This is a genomic window from Candidatus Woesearchaeota archaeon, assembly GCA_018675335.1.
Lineage (GTDB): Archaea > Nanobdellota > Nanobdellia > Woesearchaeales > UBA11576 > JABJCP01.
Genome location: JABGYH010000008.1, coordinates 54299 through 73627, shown reverse-complemented (window position 1 = coordinate 73627; position 19329 = coordinate 54299). Strand labels below are relative to the sequence as shown.

The window sequence follows — 19329 nt, the reverse complement described above, 5'->3', positions numbered from 1 at the left end:
TCCTTCGGAACGTTGCACTAAATTTCAGCCCTACGGGGATTATAACAGCGATTAAGAGATTCCGAAGTCTTGCAGACTTCTCCATCCAAATTCGGTTTTGTGGGTTGCCTCAAAACCGAACTTCTCTTAATCGCGATGTTATATTCAATTTTTGGATTACTTAGAACGGGAAAGAGAGAGGGGCTTAGTCCTTCGGACATTTTGCCTTTTACTTCGTAAAAGAATTTATAGGAAGGGGCGTCAAGATAGTCTTTTTCTACGAAAAAGAAATTTATACACTTCTCAAATTCTCTGATGGCTTTACCTCTGATATTTTTCTAGCCAATAAAAAACTTACAATCATAGATACAGCAACAATCATAACAAAATACTGCAAAATTTCAGTCATGCTGATGCTAATTGGAATCGAAATTATTGACTTACTCAATCCTAAACTGGAAATCTGAATATCTATGTTTCCAAATAAGCCAATAATAATAAAACTTATAATTAGTCCGATAAAAAAGCCAAATATTGTCTGGATAAAAAGTTCCAATGTTATTTGTTTTGTTATATCTGTTTTAGTCCATCCAACCGACCTCATTACAGCAATATCTTTTTTTCTTTCCAGTAGATTTACTGTATTTATTTTAAGCAAGATAAGAATAACTATCAATGTCATCATCCCAAGACCAATATAATAAAATTTAGTAAAAATGTTAACTACGTTGGAAAGAGAGGCAGAAAGCGAATTACCGGAAATAGCAATAATTTCACTATTTAGTTGCTTAATCTCATTCTTGATTTGCTTTTCATTTGATAGCTCATCTATTTTTAAATAGATTTGATTAAATCCACTTGTTCCCAAGAGATCATAAGCTTCTTCTGCTCTTATGTAGATATTAGATGAGAAGATCTGACCTTCTTCACTTGATAAAGTGCCTACCACTTTGAATGTTTCATCTCCAAGAGAAATATTGCTACCAACTTTCCAATTATTAAATTTGGCAAAATGCTTCTCAACCACTGCTTCATATTCATTCTTCAGAAATCTTCCTTTGTATATTTGAGACGCTTTTTTCCTAAAGATTTCAGAATTTTCTTCTAGTCCTTCAATTGAAACGAATCCATCCTTGTCAAAACTCCAGAGAATAAGTGAACCAGAAATATCCTGCACATGAGCTAATGATTTTATTTTTGATATTTCTTCTTTACTAAACAATCCTTTTCCAAAAGGCACCCTTATGTCTGAAGTTGATTTTGTAGCATTAACTGATTTTTGCAGAACCATATCTGAGCCAGTATTTTCAAATGGTTTGTATATTCCTAATGAATATGCGTTCATCACACCTGAGAACAGGAAGAGAATTGATGTGACAATAGCAACTGTCAACACGATTGTTGCTGTTCTTGATTTTCTTTTCACTAATTCTTTGAAAATATACTTAAGATACATTTTATCCCTTTCTGAATTTTTTAATCAAAAACCAAGCAATTATCCCAACAACCGCAAAAATTCCTGCCCAAACAATCAACACATTCATGTTATTGCCACTTTTTGGGTTGTCTGAAACGGAAATCTCGGGACTATTGTTTAATTTGCTTGAGATTACATTATCTAAATCTTCTTTTGTCCATTGTTGCCCCTCAAACCATTGAAAAGTAACATCTTTTCCATTTATACTATATTGATATTCATCATCTATCAGGACATTCATATGCGCTGTTAATCCATGCTCTTGGGCATATTTCTCTCCTTCATTGCTTTCAAGGTCAAGCCACCTGACATTCACATCAGGATATTTTGAAGTTACCTCTTTTATGGCATTAACAGTTGGTTGCATAGGTCCATGGCTTATCACGCCCAATACAACAACATCAACGTCTGAAGAGGCAGATACTGCTGAAACCAGTAAAAAGAGGCTCAAGATTAGTATAGTAAAAAATTTGCTCATCTTATAACACCCCCATCTTTCATTTCAATGATTCTGTCTGAGTTTTTAGCTATCTCGTTGTCATGCGTGACCATTACGACAGTAAGCTCTTTTTCTCTGTTTAGCTCTTTTAAAAGTTCTATGATTTTTTTTCCTGTTTTTGAATCAAGATTGCCGGTTGGCTCATCTGCAAAAAGAACTTTCGGATTGTTTATCAATGCCCTTGCTATTGCTACTCTTTGTTGCTCTCCGCCAGACAGCTCATTTGCATAATGGGTTAATCTGTGCGATAATCCAACATCTTTAGCAATTTTTCTCGCTCGCTCAATCATTTCATTCTTGCTGATGTTTAAAGGAAACAATGGAAGAGCAATATTTTCTATAATGTTTAATGTTGGTATAAGATTGAATGACTGGAAAACTACGCCTACATTTTCCCTTCTGAATAAAGCAAGCTCATCCTCATTCATATTAGTTAAATCGCTTCCATTATATGTTATTTTTCCACTATTAGCTTTTTCAAGTCCTGCCAAAAGTCCAAGCAAAGTACTCTTTCCTGATCCTGAATGCCCCTGAATGCCTAAAAATTCTCCTTTCTTTATTTTGAATGAAACATCTTTAACTGCCTCAACCTTATTGAATGTTTTTGATAGATTTTTGATTGTGATCAATTCATTCATTTTTTAGCACCTCCATCGCTTTTAATTTGTTTATTTGGTTGGTTGTGATAATTGCTGTTAATATTCCTATAATTATTACAACAACAAATGATAGTATGGCATATGCGGGTTGGAATTGTATAGGTAATAGATAGGTCTGCACAGTATCCACAAGATTTGGGTTAGAAGCTAAAAAATGAGGATATGGATTAAGCTCCCATGGTATGCTTATTGAGATTTTTGTTCTTGCTAATAACAATATAGTTATGAAAGAAACTATGATGCCTAAAATATAACCTGCAAAAACCTGTAATATTGTTTCCATCCCGATTTCTTTTTGTATATCTTTCTTAGTGAAGCCAATACTCTTCATTATTCCAAATTCTTTTTTTCTCTGGATTATTGCGTGACTCATACTTTTCATGATTATCAGAACAGAGCCAATTATCGTGATAATAGAAATAAATAATATCAGTTTATCTGACAAAACAAAAAGAGAGGATATTTGGTTTTCAAATGATTCCGGCGTATAGATGTTGTAGCTTCCAATTGTCTTACCTGTTGGAGTCTTTCCACCATTCAGGGATTCTTGATTCAGAAGATTTTTCAGCTTTCCAGCAACAGCATTGATTTTAGTTTGTTCTGTATCCACAAAAATAATATTTATATCATCTTGGTTAAATTCTTCTGTTTCCTGTAAATTCTTAGAATCAAATGCAATTCCTTGAGCAGACTCCAGATTCATGAAAAAATCAGAAGCAATAATATCTTTCCCATAACCTTTGACAATTCCAGAAACTCTAAATTCTTGTTCTGATATCTCTAATTTCTGCTCAATTTTAAGATTATATTGCTCTGCATAAGTTTTTTCAATCAGCACCTCATCATCAGATTGAGGAATTTCCCCCTCAACAATGCCGGCTTTGAGCTTTGTCCCAAGAGAATCATCCCAATTTACTCCTAAAACTCTTTTAAAATTATCATTATCAAATACCCATAAAGAAAGGCCATAAGAGATATCCTTAATACCTTCAATTGTTTCTATTTCATCAATGAGATTGTTCCTTATTGGTGCTAGTGAACAAGATGTAACTGCACCAGTGGTATTCTCTGGAACATTTCCATTCTTTTGAATGATGATACTACTTTGCATCTTTTCAAACGGCAATCTTGAGGCTTCCTTATACGCAGTTCCAAGTGAGTTTAATGTAATTAACATTACTACAACCAATGCTATAAGTATCACATTAAGCATATACTTTTTCTTCCTCTTTGAAATCTCTTTCCAAGCATAGTCAAATGTCTTTGTCATATAGTATCATAGGATGAAACACCCTATATATTTTTCTGAAACACCTTATTTAGCTGTTTCAAATCTTGAAACCCTATCAAACCAATGAGAAACATTTTTAAATTATGCAATATAATCATATTAGGTTGATATAAAATGGAAATTACTAATAAAAAATTGATTGTTGCTATTGGACTATTATTTGCTCTAGGTGTAGCTCTTGCGTATTCTAATGCATATTGTGCTGTTAATATGGGACATATGTTTGCACCATTACTATATGGGATTGCATTAATTGCTCTTGCCACAGGTGGAGCAGTAGCATTATTATTCCAATGGAAAGTGGATAGGATACAGCTTGAAAAAGTTATCAGTATTCTGCCTGATGATGAAAAGAAAGTGCTAAAAATCATAATTGATAAAAAAAGCATTTCACAGACAGAACTAAAATATCTTTCTGAACTTTCAAAAGTAAAAGTATCAAGAGTTGTTTCCAAGCTTGAACAGAGAAATATCATTGAGAAGAAACCATACGGAAATACCAATCTGATTATAAGAAAAATATGATATGTTCTTTTCAAAAAAGAACCAAAACAAGACGCCCCTTCTATCTTCTTTTTTTAGAAAAAAGAAGCAAAAAATCTGACGCCCCTCTCTCGTCCTTCGGACATATACACTCCCTGCGGTCGAATTTATCAGTAATCCAAAAACTCTAAAATTTTCCTACGGAACGTTGCACTAAATTTTAGGTCTTCCCTTTGGTCAGACGAATATAACAAGGATTTAGAGATTCCGCCTTGCAGGCTCCATTCAAATTTTTGCTTTCAGAAAAAACGTCTCTAAATCCTGATGTTATATACAATAAATCTGGAGTTCTCTGTCATTGGGCAAATATTTATATACTTTATTCTATAGCTTATAACTGTGATAGATGCTACTAAAAAGAGTGGGCTAATTCCTTACTACCTTAGTTTTTTATTTAGATATGGATTCTCAATAGTTCAAGTATTGTCTGTATTATATTTCCATTCCAAGGGTTTTTCTTATTTTGATATATCTATTTATATGTCAATAATTGCCTTATCTACATTAATTTTTGAAATTCCAACAAGTATTTTTGCTGACAAATACGGAAGAAAGAAGAGTGTCATAATGGGATACATTGGAACAACGATCATTTTCGCTTTATATCCTTTTGTGGAAATTACTCCAATATTGTTATTGATGGGTTTCATTAATGGTTTCTTTGCAACGTTTGCTTCAGGATCAGATACTTCATTAATTGTTGATAATCTAAAAAAGAAATCATATATTCAGAAATATTATGTAACCATTACAATCTTATTCAAAGTTGCGGGTATCATGCAGGGTGTTTTAGGTTTCATTTTCCTTTCTATCTTTAAGCCAGATGCAAGAGTTGGCAACTTTTTAGCAATTGATTATTTGTGGTTTATTTACGCCTTTGCTATGTTAATAGCTACATTAATATTTGTTATTGGAGTTAAAGAACTTAATTTCAAACCTTCTAAGGAACATTCATTCAAATTATCGTGGGAATGTATTAAGTATATCATCAAACAACATAATCTCAGATTAATTTTTCTTTGGAAATTCTTTTTCTTCATTGTTTTTTATGCTTGGTTCTTTCTGTATCTACCTTATTTAAGTTCCTTTGGCATTGAAATAAATAAAATATCATTAGCCTACACTCTTTTATTCGTTGTAGGATTACCTTTTATTTGGGTAGGTAAAAAAATATTTGATAAAATTAAAAAAGAAAAACCCTTCCTAATAATGAATTATCTTGCTTACTTTCTATTTTCAATTACAGTAATTTTCTTCAATGGAAAAATGTTTGCCTACGTTTATTGGTATATTAAATGGAATTTTGCTGCACTATTTTCACCTATAGAAAGTTCATATCAAGAAACATTCATATTATCTAAATTTAGATCTACAACCCACTCAATCCAAACAATAGTAACTAGTGGAGGTGGTGCAATAGGTGCATTTATTGGAGGATTACTTCTTAATAATGCAACACCACAATATGCCATATTTTACTCAAGCTTTTTAATTATCCCAGTTATAGTATTAGTAGCATTTCTAAAAAAATAAATATTTGCTTTTTAAGAACTCCAGATTTACTCTATGCTCCTCCCACTTCGTAGTCGGAGGTATATAACAGGAATTATGCAGTTGCGTTCCACGACCCACTACGTAGGTCGATCCACTTCACCCAAATGACCTGCGGTCACTTCGTATAATTCCGACGTTATATCCAATCAGAAATCGGTGCTAAATGGTAAAAGAGGGCGGAATTCTATATATCGTACTTACTCAATAGAGACAACAAAAGCAAAAGATTTATATGCTACTTCTTACTTAAAAATGAATATGACATATGGAACAATCGCTGGCGTAAATGCAGCAATGAAACAAGCATTAGAAGCAGATGTTTCTCCGGATGTTAGAAGCAAAATGCTTGGCAATTTAGCTTATGCTAGTAGCATGTCTGCATTAATGTCTACTGGGTTTCCTGTAGATGATGCAAGAATTGTTACTGCAAGAAAACTTTATTCTCAAGGAGATGTTAACGGAGCCAATAATACTCTGGACAATTGTTTCTCAATTGTTTTACCAGATTCTACAGTATCAAACAGATTTCTTGATGATACTGGTTTTAAACCACTTGCTTCGATGGGAATTTATGATCCCTTAGAACATAGTACTAAACAAGGAGGATGTATTGGTGAAGCATTCGAATTATTAAGGGAAAATGATAATAGAGGAGCTGTTTTATATGTGATTAATATGAACGGAAAACCAATTGGACATGCTTATTACTTAGAGAATCCGTCGAAACCTAAAGAAGTAGCTAGAAATCAAGCAGACAATGGATTTGAAGGATATCCTGAACTAACTGTTGAACAGGTATTAAAATACGGAGTAAGACTTCAGAGTGAATCTGCTAAAGAATTAACTGCAATTCTTACTGCAAGAAGTCAAATATCACTATCTTAATTCTAAAAGGAATTCCACCCCTTGATGATTTTGTTTTATGTATTGCATTCGCTCATTAGAAGACGCACCGATTTCTGACTTTTCGGACGAAATTTTCCCACACTTCGTATGGGAAAAGAAACTAACGGGAATTTAACGGTTCATTTGTCGTTCGCCAAGCTCACTCCTCATTCCCCCAAATCGATTCAGCGACTTTGTTAAATCTATGCGTTATTTCTTTATTATTTTATTCATAGCAGTTATGAAATGAATTAAGTCGACAATAAACAGACTAATTCCAATTATTAGTAGAATTGTTAAGTTGTATTGTATAGATATCATAATTAAATAAGGTGCGAAAATAAAAGCAGGTATGAAGTTATACAACAAAGTAAAAACTAATGAAAAATTCTTTTCAGTCTTTTTGAGTCTCAAAATCCTGAGCATCACATTTGTTAGAAAATCATTAGTCATAAGGGTTGAATAATTTCTATATTTAAAATATTTTGTAAATTTTTCGGTTATTTCCACTAAAACTTCTTAAGATCATTTATCTTGCTTGAATTAACTTCCAAATTATAGAAAAGTATTTAAACGTAATAAACATATAAAACGTAATGAACATAATTGGAGGTTATCTAAATGGTGAGTATTACTTTGTCTGTACCAACTGAACTTAAAAAAGAAATGGAATCTTTTCCAGAAATCAACTGGAGTGAAGTAGCAAGAGGTGCAATTAAAACTAAAATTCAACTATTGCAAAAATTTAAAGAGTTCACAAATGAAAGTAAATTAACTGGGCAAGATGCAATAAACTTGGGCAAGAAAGTAAATGAGTCTCTTCATAAGAGGTATGTAAAATCAAAGAAAAACTAATTCTTATTGTCGACGCCAATATTCTGTTTTCAGCTTTAATAAAATCAGGAAAAACTTCAGATATCATGTTAAAGTTAAATATTGAACTTTTAGCACCTGAGTTTCTTTTAGAAGAATTCAAAAAACATTCTAAATTGATATTAGAAAAAACAAATAGGTCTCAAACAGAGTTTGATGATTTAATTAACATTTTTAAAGATAAAATCATTTTTGCACCATATTCTTTTTTTAGTGATTGTTTAAATTTAGCAAATAAGATTTCTCCAGATCCAAATGATTCAGCATATTTTGCATTGGCGCTAAAACTCAATTGTTCTATTTGGTCAAATGATAAACGTCTCAAAAATCAAGATGAGATAAAGATATATTCAACTCAAGATTTAATTGGCCTGCTATGATTATTATTGCACAACTTTTAAATATCTCCCTCTAATTCTTTGATTTATGTCTGATGCAAATGAGAAATCTAAATGTCTTCTTCCTTTTGAAAAGATTGATAGGGTAGTTCTTGTTAAACGTAGTGCGGAGACTGATTCAAAGTATGGTTGTGATCCTAACAAACGATCAACTGAAGAATTAATCCAAACAGGGATTGTTAATGTTGATAAAAATTCAGGTCCAACTTCTCATCAAGTTAGTTCTTATGTTCAAAAAATTCTTCATATTAACAAGAGTGGTCATTCAGGAACTCTTGATCCTAAAGTAACTGGTGTTCTTCCAGTGGCACTTGGAAAATCAACTAAAGTTGTTCAAGCATTAATTAATGCAGGTAAAGAATATGTTTGTCTGATGCACATTCATAAAGAATTTTCAGAACCTGATATTCGTAAAGCTATGAGTAAATTTATTGGCAAGATTAAGCAACTTCCTCCTATTAAGAGCGCAGTTAAACGTCAGTGGCGTTATAGGAAAATTTACTATATAGATATTCTTGAAATAAAAGATAGGGATGTTTTATTTCGTGTAGGTTGTCAAGCGGGAACTTATATTAGAAAACTTTGTACTGATATTGGTGCGAAACTTGGTTGCGGTGCACACATGGCTGAGTTAAGAAGATCAAAAGCAGGACCATTTAGAGAACCTACTTGCGCATCATTAATTGATTTACAAGATGCATTTGCTTTTTATAAAGAAGATGGAAATGATAAATGGTTGCGAAAATTAATTCAACCAATTGAAGCTGCAGTAGATCATCTTCCTAAAGTTTGGGTATTTGATACAACTGTAGATACTCTGGCTCATGGTGCAGATCTTAATTGTCCGGGTATTTCTCAAGTTGAATCAGAAATTCAAGCAGAAGAACTAGTCGCTGTTATGACTTTAAAAAATGAGCTGGTTATGATTGGGACTGCGCATATGATTTCGTCTGAAATGATTAAACATAAAAGAGGTCTTGCAGTAAAGCCTGCGCGAGTTATAATTTCAACAGGAGTTTATCCAAAAATGGTTAAAAAAAATCCTGAAAGTTCTCCTGTAAAGTCTGAGTCTAAACCTTCAAAAGTTGAATCTAAGCCAACAGAATAAATTTATTAATATTTATTTTGGTATATTTTTCTTAATTATTTTTCGTAACCTTTTCGCGACTAAACAACATTTAAATAATTATTTAATTCTCTCTTAAATAGAAGTTATATTAATTTATATTTCAAATATTTTATTTAATAATTTATTTTTTTACTGAGGCGTTTACTTTATGAAAATTGGAATTATTGGAACTGCGGATTTTACGAAATTTCTTGATTTTATGCCAGATAGTTCTATGTTAGAAACAGAAGTGCGAGAAGTTAAAGTTGGCACTCAACGTTCATCCGTGTCTCAAAATAGAGTTCTTATTAAAACTCCGGGAGCAGAAGATGTTGAAGCAATTTTTGTTTATCGTCAAGGAGAAAATGATTCAATTCCAATAGGTGAAGTTAATCATTTAGCAAATATGCAGGCATTAAAATATTTTGATCCTGATTTAGTTTTTGGTTTAGGCACTGCAACAACGCTAGAACCCTATTCGTTGCAAGGTAATTTTGTAGTTCCATCTCAATTAGTAAATATGCATGTAATAACTCCTAGTTATAAGCGATTATCGGACCATGAAACTAGTTCGTTTCCAATTCCAATTCCAGTTCCTATTTGTAAACCACTTCGTAAGTTTGTAGCTCGCGAGTCATACACAATGCAAAAAAATGGTCTCGTAAAAAGGGCTGCTGAAACTATTGAACAATTAGTGATGTCTTTTGCAGCGTTTACTGTGGATCCTCATCCTTTAGATCGACCAAAAACACGAGTTGTTTATGTTAATTTGCCTGAGAATGTCGAGTTAAATTCTGAGGATGCAAGATTGATTAATTCAGGATATTTTCTTGGACTTGTCGGATCTGATTTTGTTGAAGCATTTCCTGCAGCAGAACTAGGGTTATGTTATGTGCCTTTAGCATTTGTTCATGGTGCGCGGGTTCTTCCTTCATTTAACCAACCAGAACCTAAAGATGTTTTGAGTGCAATTGTTAGGGCAACTATTGGTTATGATTCAAAGTGCGCGTGCAAAGGTTCATATGCAGATCTTATTAAATCTTAATTTATTTTTTTATTAGTTTAATTAATTATTATTTTTTAATTCAATTTTTTAAAATTTAATTTTAAATAAATTTTGTATCAATTAAATAAATCAATCAAATAATATTTGGGGTGTTGTTTAATGTATGGTCGTCCTTGTGAAGCATATAAAGGTAAAATTCAAATTGTTGCGTGTGATGCAGGTTTAACTTTTGCAGAAAAAATTGCAAGTGAACTAGAACGAATGTGTACTGGTGGTTGTAATACTGAACTGGGTGGTTTTGTTTGTCCAGGGGGAGTTATGGGTGAAAGGGGTAACCGTACGGGACTTAAAGAAACTCATTTTGCAAATACTGAAGTAAAAACTATTATTGATGATTCAATTGGTGGTTCTCGTGTTTTTATTGTTCAAGATGTGGAAAATTCTACTTGTGGAAAATATCAGTTTGTTTATGAGTCATTTGTTTCTTTTGCCAGACAAGAAGAAACAAAAACAGGGTTTAAACAATTATTTCATGAATCATTTGGTTTTGAATTGGACGCACAATATTTTGATCAAGTATATTCTAATTTTATGGATTCAGTTTCTTTCAAAAAAGATTTTTCTTCATTCGAGGCACATCTAACAAATAAAAAAGGTGATGATAATTCTTATGTTGCTATGTTAAAAAGTATAGTTCCAGGAGTTAGATCAAGTGATGATGCTGAGTTCAACGAATTTTTAAGTGCGGTGGGAGGTAAGTTACTTTCTTCACAAGAATTTTTTACGCGTCATAGTGTAAATGATAATTTCATGGCATTAAAAACTGCAATCGACGCAGCAAAGGAAGCAAGAGCATCAGAAATTACTGCAGTTCTTCCAGTTTTTCCTTATGCGCGTCAAGATAAAGTTCTTGATAGAGAAGGTTTAACTGCAAGAATGGTCTCAAGAGAAATTGAAGATGCAGGAATGGGAGTTGTAAAAAGAGTTTTGACTATGGATATTCACAATAGGGCTATTCGTGGTTTTTTTAGAACTGCACAATTAGAAACGCTTTATTCTAGTAAAAATTTAATTGCAGCTATAAATGATATTATTGGTTTTAATGATATGGTTTGTATTTCGCCGGATATTGGTGGTGCTACAAGGGCTAGGCACGTTGCTAACAAAACTGGATCAAAAATGGGTATTATTTACAAAGAAAGAGATTATAGTAATCCAAGTACAATTGCTAGTGCACAATTAATAGGTGATATCGTGCAATATGAGGTTGATCCTATAGCGCAACTTCGCGAAATTGATAGGATGGTTAACGGGGATATTAGTGATCCAGAAGTAGCTAGACAAATAATGCGACGAATTCGCCAGTTTGTTGATAGTAAGGGTAAAGGTTTAAGTTCATTAATAATTGATGATTTGGTGGCAACATTTGGGACTGGAGATAAAGGTTGTAGATTGGTAAAAGAAGAAGGTGCGATGAATGTTTCTTTTGCAGCAGCATTATCATTACTAAATCATCCTGCATTAGTTTTGCTTGATAGATTACATTCTGACGGAGTTTTGAATTATTTTTTCACAACAAATGCAGTTACGCATGATAGGGCAATTATTGATGCGAGAGATTATTATATTGAAGTTCCAGTTGAAGATGTTTTTGCAGAAGCAATTTTTAGAATTGAACATAATGGTTCTGTAAGTAAAATGTATGATTAAAAATAAGAAGTGATTGCGGGGTTGTTAATTAAATTTAAAAAATAAAAATATAATAAAAAATTTAAATATTTTTTTTTTTTGATTATTTTTTTTATCAAATTATTATTCTATTGGGCAGATTTTTTTCTTTGTCATTTCTATATCTTCATAAGATGTGGTTGTAATTATCATTTTCTTTGTTGATATTCTGCCTTTATCATAAATTTCTACGTGAGCTTTATCAAAAAATCGAATATATTTACATCCGTCTTTTAAGTCTTCACCCCAATAGTTTTCATTGGCAATAACATCTCTTAATTCATCTGCGTATATGTCATAAGTTTGATCATCAACGCCCACTTGTCGATCATTATCAAAAATTCTGTTTTTTAATAATTCATTTTCTTTGATTTCAAAGTCCACATAATATGGGTAATCTAGTTGTTCCATAAGTACTCCAACACTATTTTTTGTTATTGTATTATTGAATAAAAAGTTACTATCTGTGGTTAATTTAACTCCTATTCCAAAGTCCTTAATTACGCAATTAATTAGTTTTACTCCTCGGGAATCTGATCTGAAATTAACTCCTACAATATCTTTATCTAAGTAATCATGTGGTGAACCTTGTATTGTTGCACCATTACAATCAAGTGTTACATTTGATTCAGAAATACTTATTCCTTGTCTTAATGTGTAAGTTCCAGGACAAATTTTAGTGTCTTCTGAAACTCTCATAAGTCCTTGTATTGTGACACAGTCTTTATTTACGCCTGCAGTGTCACTTAGTTGAGTTTGTGTTGTTTGTATTTCAGTGGAACTCGTATCTGTGTTTGATTTTTCCTCGTCAGGTATTATTTGATTTCCAAATCCAGGTGGTAAAACGTCTTTTGGAGGATATACATCTTCTTTGTTTACTTTATTAAAAAGCATTTCATCAAAATCAATAGTAATTACTTTTCCATCTTGTTTGAATGTTTCTTTCTGTAATACTGCGCCGTTGTATTCGTAAATCCAAAGCCATACTTTATCTTCTCCAGATTTACCTTCAAAATATTCTACAACGATTGAATCTTTTGATAATTCTATTTGTTGTTTTTTTACATAACTTGCAAATTCAATATTTTTTGTAAGTTCGAGTGGTAATTCGATATTGTAATCATCATAATTTAATTCTCTTAGTGAATCCATTTTTGCACAGTATTTAAAATCTGTACAGTAACCATATGCTTTTTTATTTGCTTTATCTAAATATACTATGTTAAAAACATCTTCTGGAAAATAGTTTTGTTTTTTTGGAATGATTATTTTAACTGCATTTTTATATACAAAAAAATGGCTCATTTTTGATAAAACATTTGCGTATTTTCCCTCATTTACTCCTCTGTAAAAGAATTCGTATGATTGGACTTTTTCTGTTGCTTTTTTTAGTGCAACAATTCTTTTATCGAGAACTGGAGTTTCGATTTTTACAGGTTCTTCTTCGGAATCTTTTAATAATTCTTCTGAGTCAATTTCAATATCTACAACTACTTCTTCTTGTTTGGGTTCTAAGTCTATTAAGTCTGTTGCGCTTGATACTGGATCAGCTGTTTGTGGTACGTATTGTTGTTTTGCACATCCAGAAATTAATAATGTCCCTAGTAATAGTGTCAGTGTTAAAATTAAAAATATATTTTTCCTCATTTTTTTTCCCTCAAGTAATGTAATTTGATTAATTTAATCATTATTTTTTTTGTTTTCAGCTTAATTAAACTTCCTATTTGCAAATATGTGTTTATTAGCTTTATTTATTTTAGTTTAAATAGTTTTTATTTTGCCTTGTATTCGAGTCCGGGAATTATTCCTATTTGTGTTCGTTGTAATGGGATCTGTTCAACAAATGAGTCTTTTTTTGCACTCCAAACAACATATCCTCTGACAGTTCTCATTGTTGCAAGTAACATGTGTGTTCTTGATTTGCTTTGAGTTTCTAAATATCCATTTAAAACATCATTTGAATAAACTTCCTTTATAATTCCCACTCCTTGAAAAACTGGACTTCTTGAAAGTCTTTCATCAATTTCAGTTTCATCAACTCTTGATAATCCTGGTTGATCGCAAGGAACTGTTCGAATCATGTGGCCTCCAAATACTTTGTAACCTGAGCCAATTTTTGCACGAACTAAACTATCTATGTAAATATCAGTAATTGTTCCTCCTGCAGATTCTAAAAGTCCTGGAGTTGATTTTTCGCCGTAAAGTGCGGCGGGGGTTGTTCCAATTCCTAAAACTCCTCCTTCTTTCACTGCGGAAATTAAACTTGCAACGAGTTCAACTAATTGGTCTCGAGAATCCACTGTTTTAGCAATATTTAGTAGTACGACTCCTGCATAAACTAAGTCAAATAATTGGGGGGTTTGTTTTGCATAAGTTTCAAGGTCAGAACAAACAGGGATAATTCTTGCACCTCCTGGTGGCAACAAATATTCATTATTTTGAAAAAACCTGGAAGGATCTAGGCCTGCAAATTCTAATTCTCGTAGTCCAATTTCAATAATTTTGGGATCAGTTAAATCACTGTTTGGTCTAGGCGTGCCATCTGCTTGTTTATTACAAACAAGTTTTTCTAAGCTAGCAAGATTTACTCGTTCTCCAGAACTTAAATGTGCTAGTGCAGAAATTATTTGTCCATTAACATCTACTGAGTATAAGTCTGATTGTTCAGGTAATAAATGTGAAACGTAAACTGGTTCTATGCAGCCACTTCCAACTTCTAATGTGTGGTTGGGAGCCTTATTTAGGGATTGAATTAAAAATTGGATTCCTGCTGCATTTCTGCCTATGTGTGAAAATGTTGATGCGTTTTTAAATTGTGCTAACTCGTTCATATTTTTCAATCCTCATGTATTTATTGGTTTTAAATTATATATGTTAATATAACTTGTACTATTATGATATTATTAGTTTAATATCTAGGTATAAGTTTTCCACGCCAGAAATTAGATTTTTTTTAAAATTGTATAAAAAGTATAATAAATAATTTTTCGTAGGTTTAAATTTATTACTATTCCCTACAATATATCTTTTTAAATAAAAAAAATAAAAAAATCAGTTTATCCCAATTTGTCCGAAATGTTCAACAATTCTACTTCTTGGAAGTCCAGCGTTTTCAAAATCTTTCATTCCTGTAAGTCCTGTTAAAACTCCTATGAATTCTAGCCCTGCATCTCTTGCTGCTAAATAATCATGGGTATGATCTCCTAAAACTAGAATTTCTTCTTTTTTAATTCCTTTTTGTTCTAGTTGTTCAAGTGCACCTTTGAATGCTAGTGGATTTGGTTTGCGATGTTCTTTTGTTTCGGGTGCAATTGCGAATTCAAGTTGAGGATATCCTGCTTGATTTAGTCTTTCTGAAATCATTTTAACTCTGTTTGTTACTATTCCTTGCACAAGGCCATTTTGTTTCATTTTTTTTACAAACTCAATTCCATTTGGTGTTGGTAAGTAGTGCATTTGTTTTGCTTGTTCGCGATATTTTGCAAGCACAACTTTAGCTAGTGGTTCACTTCCTTGATAACCGTCCGGATTTGGAAATAATTCATCAAACATGTCTTCAAAGCCTAAATTTTTTCTTTGTATTTCTTGTATTCTTTCAACAGGCGGTACTCTAAAGTTCATGTATAAACTCATCATTTGTGCAGTTTTTCGCATTAGATCACATACGAAGTCATCTGTTGCAACAAGTGTGTTGTCAAAGTCATAAATTATTGCTTTGTATTGGTTATTTTTGTTGTCAGTTTTTGTTTCGGTGTTAGTTGTGTTTGTTGGCAAAACAGTTTCACTTTGAGTTTGTGTTGCGTGAGTAACTTCGGGTTGTGAATTATTTATTTTTGGTTCGTGGTTTACTTCTGTTTTTGGTTCTTGTGTTGATTGCGGTTTTGTATTAGCTTGTTTGTCAATATTATGTAACCATCGATCTTTCATAGGTATTACTTGATCTCTTTCTGGTCCGACGCTAACAAGTGCAATTTCCATCTCTCCAGTAATTTCCATCATTTCCAAATACTTTTTTGCGTTTAATGGTAATTCTTCGTAGTTTCTAATGTGTGTTATGTCTTCACTCCACCCATTCATTTCAACAAATTCTTCAGGCATACAATGTTCAAGAACGCTTGCATCTGTTGGAAAATCTCTAATTAGTTTTCCTGAAAATAACATTTCACCATTATATATTCTTTGAGGTCCTGTGTATTTGTATGCATTACAAATTTTTAATTTGGATAGTCCAGTTAATACATCAAGTTTTGTAATTACTGCGCGGCCTCCATTAATGTGTGCGGTGTGTCTCATAAGTATTGCGTCGTGCCATCCACATCGTCGAGGTCTTCCAGTTGTTGAACCATATTCTCCTCCTTTATCACGTAAGTATTTGCCAGTTTCATCTTCAAGTTCTGTTGGAAATGGTCCACCTCCAACTCTTGTAGTGTATGCTTTGATTAAACTATAAACTTGGTCGATTCTTGAAACTCCAAGTCCAGTTTTAAGTCCGCCAACTGATGGATTTGAAGATGTTACGTAAGGGTAGGTTCCATGATCTATGTCAAGTAATATTCCTTGTGCACCTTCAAGCAATACATTTTTATTTTCTAATATTGATGTTTTGAGCAATACTCTCGCATCAGTAACATATTGTTTTAATTTTTTTCCAATGTCCCAGTATATTTCAGTTAATACTTCTGCGATTTTAATTGGATTTAGTTTTCCTTTTTCAGCCATTACAACTTCTTTGTATTCGCTAAACATTTCTTCTTCTGGTAATGCGGAAATTAATTCTGCTACTGCATCATCATGATCTTCTTCGTAGATGTGTTTGAATAATGCAAATTTTTCAAGTACGTGACTCATAATTTTATTTGCAAGTATTTTTTTATCAAGTAAATCATTAATTCGTACGCCTGTTCTGTGTTTTTTATCTGCATAAGTTGGCCCAATTCCTCTTTTGGTTGTTCCAATTTTGGAATTTCCTTTTTTACTTCTTTCTTGATATCCGTCTTGCAATTTGTGATATAACATTATCACGTGTGCATTTCCTGCGATGTTTAAGTTTTTGATAACATATCCTTTGTCTTGTAATACTTTAATTTCTTTTAGTAATACAAATGGATCAATTACCATTCCATTTCCAAGAATGCTTACTGCATGATCCCATGTTATTGATGAAGGTAATAAGTGGAAAATATGTTTGTGTCCATTAAGATAAATTGTGTGTCCTGCATTGTTTCCGCCGGTAGCTCTTGCAACAACTTGAAAGTGCTCTGCTGCATAGTCGACAATTTTTCCTTTTCCTTCATCTCCCCATTGGCCACCTAAGATGGCAACATTTTTCTGACTCATTTCACATCCCTTCCCTTAGTTTATTTTTGTTTTTTTATCCATTTTGGCAATGTTTAAATTTAAAAAAATTTGAATATATTTTAGATTAAAAAAATTTGAATTAAAATAATTTAATCAAATCAATTATTTCTTTTAATCTATATATGTTGTATTCTGCTTTGTATGTACTTAATTGTTCTAAGTTAACGCAAGTAACTCCTTTTTGTTGCAACTGTTTGAATGTCTGATCGTAAACTCCTACATAAATCATGTTTCTGCTAATTTCGTCAGCAGGATTTACTAACACTTTTTCGAATGTTGATTCAAGTTCGGTATCTGAACATATTCCAAAAACTCCCATTCCTTTTTTCATAAGTTCGGGAACAACGTATTTTATTTCTTCAACTAAACTGGAATTCATGATGGTGCAATTAATTACAACTCCTTCAATTTGTGGTTTGGTTAATTCATTATCGTCTTTGAATTTTTGCCATTTTCTTATTGCAAGTTCTGTTAGTCTTGAACTAAGTCCAACATATTCTTCAGGACGTAAACTTTTTAATTTAGTTTTTGTTGCATCCATTATTTGCATCGCATCAATAAATTGGTGTAATTCAGCTACGGTGAAATGTTTTCCTCGAGAAAAATCTTTCATAAGTTCATATGGTTTTTCGTATCCTTCTTTTCTAAGTAGGGTTTGTATGGCTTCTGTTAACACACTTCCCATTGAAGTTAAGTTGTCGAGCATTTTTTGTTTATTAACGGTGAATCTTCCAAGCTCTTGAACAATGTGAACTACTGCTAAGTATGAGTGTGTGATTCCAACTCCTATTGCTCTTTCTGCTTCATGATCTGATAAATCTCTTTGATATCTTGAAACTTGTAGTTTTTGTATGAATCCCATTAGTTTATAGTTAGCTTCTACGGTTTGTCCTTCAGCAACTTCTACTCTCCAAGGATTTATTTTGTGAGGCATTGTTGACGAACCAACTTCATGTGCTATTTTTTTCTGAATAATGTATCCGTCAGATGTGTATAGCCAAAGATTGGTTGCTAAGTCTCTTAGTATGTTGTTGATACTTATCAAACAACTAAATAATCGGGTGTATCCGTCGTGGTGTTCAATTTGTGTTGTGAATAAGTTTGGTTCAAAACCTAGGTCTGAAATAAATTTTTGTGTGAATTCAAGCCAGTTTACTTCTGGTGCGCTAAATTGTTGTGCTGCATGATTTCCAACTGCGCCATTTACTTTTGCAGGTAATTTCATTCCAATTAAAAATTCTAATTCTTTTCTTAGTCTTTCTAAATAGTTTGCCATTTCTTTTCCAAATGTTGTTGGAGTTGCAGGTTGGCCGTGAGTTTTTGAAAGCATGGGGGTATTTTTTTCAGCAGTGCATAATTCTTCTAACATGTTTAGTAGTTCTACCATTGCAGGAACATAATGATTTTTGAGAGCACCTCTTATTTTACAACTGTATGCTACATTGTTTGCATCTTCAGTAGTAAGTCCAAAATGTACCATTTCAAGTAAGTCTTTCAAACTTGATTTTTCCATTTGCATTTTTAGAAAATATTCGCATGCTTTAAAATCGTGATTGGTTGGTCCAAGTCCATTGTATCCGAACATATCAATATTTTGTATGATTTGTGCATCTTCGAGCGAAAATTCTTCAACTATTTTTCTTAAAAAATCTTTTTCTGTTGCAGTTAATTCTCGTACTGATTCAAATTCTTTATTTTCAGAAAGTGCAATTAAGTATTCAACTTCCAAATAGATTCTGTATTTGTGGTAGGCATATTCTGAAAACCATTCTGAAAGTTTTGCAGTTAATACTCTGTGGCGTCCATCAATTGGACTAATTGCTTTTAATGAATGAAATGTTAAATCTTCGGATTTCAATCTACTCACCTATATTTAGTTTAATACATTTTTTAAGATTTAAATTGGCTAAATTATTTGTTAAGCCAAGTAAGAGTGTTTTGTGCGCAATTAAAACGCAAACAAGAATAAAG

At 32.3% G+C, this 19329-nt stretch carries 17 protein-coding genes; 8 read left to right on the top strand and 9 right to left on the bottom strand.

Features of this window, described 5'->3' with window-relative positions:
* Positions 1–271: 271 nt before the first annotated feature.
* The 4 genes from HN587_07250 to HN587_07235 are packed head-to-tail and all read right to left on the bottom strand — an operon-like array spanning position 272 to position 3884.
* Entirely contained in the window at positions 272–1435 is a 1164-nt protein-coding gene (locus tag HN587_07250) for an ABC transporter permease (protein ID MBT7903632.1), read from the bottom strand.
* Position 1436: 1 nt separating this feature from the next.
* Positions 1437–1934 (bottom strand): LPXTG cell wall anchor domain-containing protein, encoded by a 498-nt coding sequence (locus HN587_07245; protein MBT7903631.1) that lies wholly within the window; start codon positions 1932–1934, stop codon positions 1437–1439.
* Positions 1931–2593, bottom strand: coding sequence for an ABC transporter ATP-binding protein (locus tag HN587_07240; protein MBT7903630.1), 663 nt, complete (start codon positions 2591–2593; stop codon positions 1931–1933). Before HN587_07240 ends, HN587_07245 begins: the two co-directional genes overlap by 4 nt.
* The gene (locus HN587_07235) at positions 2586–3884 is read right to left on the bottom strand and encodes an ABC transporter permease (protein MBT7903629.1); all 1299 of its coding nucleotides are present in this window, start codon (positions 3882–3884) and stop codon (positions 2586–2588) included. The genes HN587_07240 and HN587_07235 overlap by 8 nt, the downstream gene beginning before the upstream one ends.
* 135 nt (positions 3885–4019) lie before the next feature.
* On the opposite strand from HN587_07235, the gene HN587_07230 reads away from it, so the two are divergent.
* From HN587_07230 to HN587_07220, 3 genes are all read left to right on the top strand, one after another.
* On the top strand, positions 4020–4430 hold the full coding sequence (locus tag HN587_07230; GenBank protein MBT7903628.1) for a hypothetical protein: 411 nt from the start codon (positions 4020–4022) through the stop codon (positions 4428–4430).
* Between the two features lie 357 nt (positions 4431–4787).
* Entirely contained in the window at positions 4788–5981 is a 1194-nt protein-coding gene (locus tag HN587_07225) for an MFS transporter (GenBank protein MBT7903627.1), read from the top strand.
* A gap of 279 nt (positions 5982–6260) precedes the next feature.
* A complete protein-coding gene (locus HN587_07220; protein MBT7903626.1) occupies positions 6261–6887 on the top strand; it encodes a hypothetical protein in 627 nt (208 codons plus the stop codon).
* 210 nt (positions 6888–7097) lie between these two features.
* Here HN587_07220 and HN587_07215 read toward each other — a convergent pair whose 3' ends face one another.
* Positions 7098–7340, bottom strand: coding sequence for a hypothetical protein (locus tag HN587_07215; GenBank protein ID MBT7903625.1), 243 nt, complete (start codon positions 7338–7340; stop codon positions 7098–7100).
* Positions 7341–7553: 213 nt separating this feature from the next.
* On the opposite strand from HN587_07215, the gene HN587_07210 reads away from it, so the two are divergent.
* The 5 genes from HN587_07210 to HN587_07190 all read left to right on the top strand — a co-directional run bounded on the left by HN587_07210 (position 7554) and on the right by HN587_07190 (position 11982).
* Positions 7554–7742, top strand: a complete 189-nt coding sequence (locus HN587_07210; protein ID MBT7903624.1) for a hypothetical protein — start codon at positions 7554–7556, stop codon at positions 7740–7742.
* Positions 7727–8140 (top strand): hypothetical protein, encoded by a 414-nt coding sequence (locus HN587_07205; GenBank protein ID MBT7903623.1) that lies wholly within the window; start codon positions 7727–7729, stop codon positions 8138–8140. The genes HN587_07210 and HN587_07205 overlap by 16 nt, the downstream gene beginning before the upstream one ends.
* Before the next feature lie 46 nt (positions 8141–8186).
* Entirely contained in the window at positions 8187–9266 is a 1080-nt protein-coding gene (locus HN587_07200; protein ID MBT7903622.1) for an RNA-guided pseudouridylation complex pseudouridine synthase subunit Cbf5, read from the top strand.
* A gap of 169 nt (positions 9267–9435) precedes the next feature.
* Positions 9436–10311, top strand: coding sequence for a hypothetical protein (locus HN587_07195; GenBank protein MBT7903621.1), 876 nt, complete (start codon positions 9436–9438; stop codon positions 10309–10311).
* A gap of 120 nt (positions 10312–10431) precedes the next feature.
* A complete protein-coding gene (locus HN587_07190; GenBank protein ID MBT7903620.1) occupies positions 10432–11982 on the top strand; it encodes a ribose-phosphate pyrophosphokinase in 1551 nt (516 codons plus the stop codon).
* A 102-nt stretch (positions 11983–12084) separates the two neighbouring features.
* Here HN587_07190 and HN587_07185 read toward each other — a convergent pair whose 3' ends face one another.
* From HN587_07185 to purB, 4 genes are all read right to left on the bottom strand, one after another.
* On the bottom strand, positions 12085–13647 hold the full coding sequence (locus HN587_07185; GenBank protein MBT7903619.1) for a hypothetical protein: 1563 nt from the start codon (positions 13645–13647) through the stop codon (positions 12085–12087).
* Between the two features lie 125 nt (positions 13648–13772).
* Positions 13773–14831, bottom strand: coding sequence for a hypothetical protein (locus tag HN587_07180; protein MBT7903618.1), 1059 nt, complete (start codon positions 14829–14831; stop codon positions 13773–13775).
* 220 nt (positions 14832–15051) lie between these two features.
* Positions 15052–17337, bottom strand: coding sequence for an adenylosuccinate synthase (locus tag HN587_07175; protein ID MBT7903617.1), 2286 nt, complete (start codon positions 17335–17337; stop codon positions 15052–15054).
* A gap of 100 nt (positions 17338–17437) precedes the next feature.
* Complete coding sequence (gene purB, locus HN587_07170; GenBank protein MBT7903616.1) at positions 17438–19216, bottom strand: adenylosuccinate lyase; 1779 nt, start codon at positions 19214–19216, stop codon at positions 17438–17440.
* Positions 19217–19329: the final 113 nt, after the last annotated feature.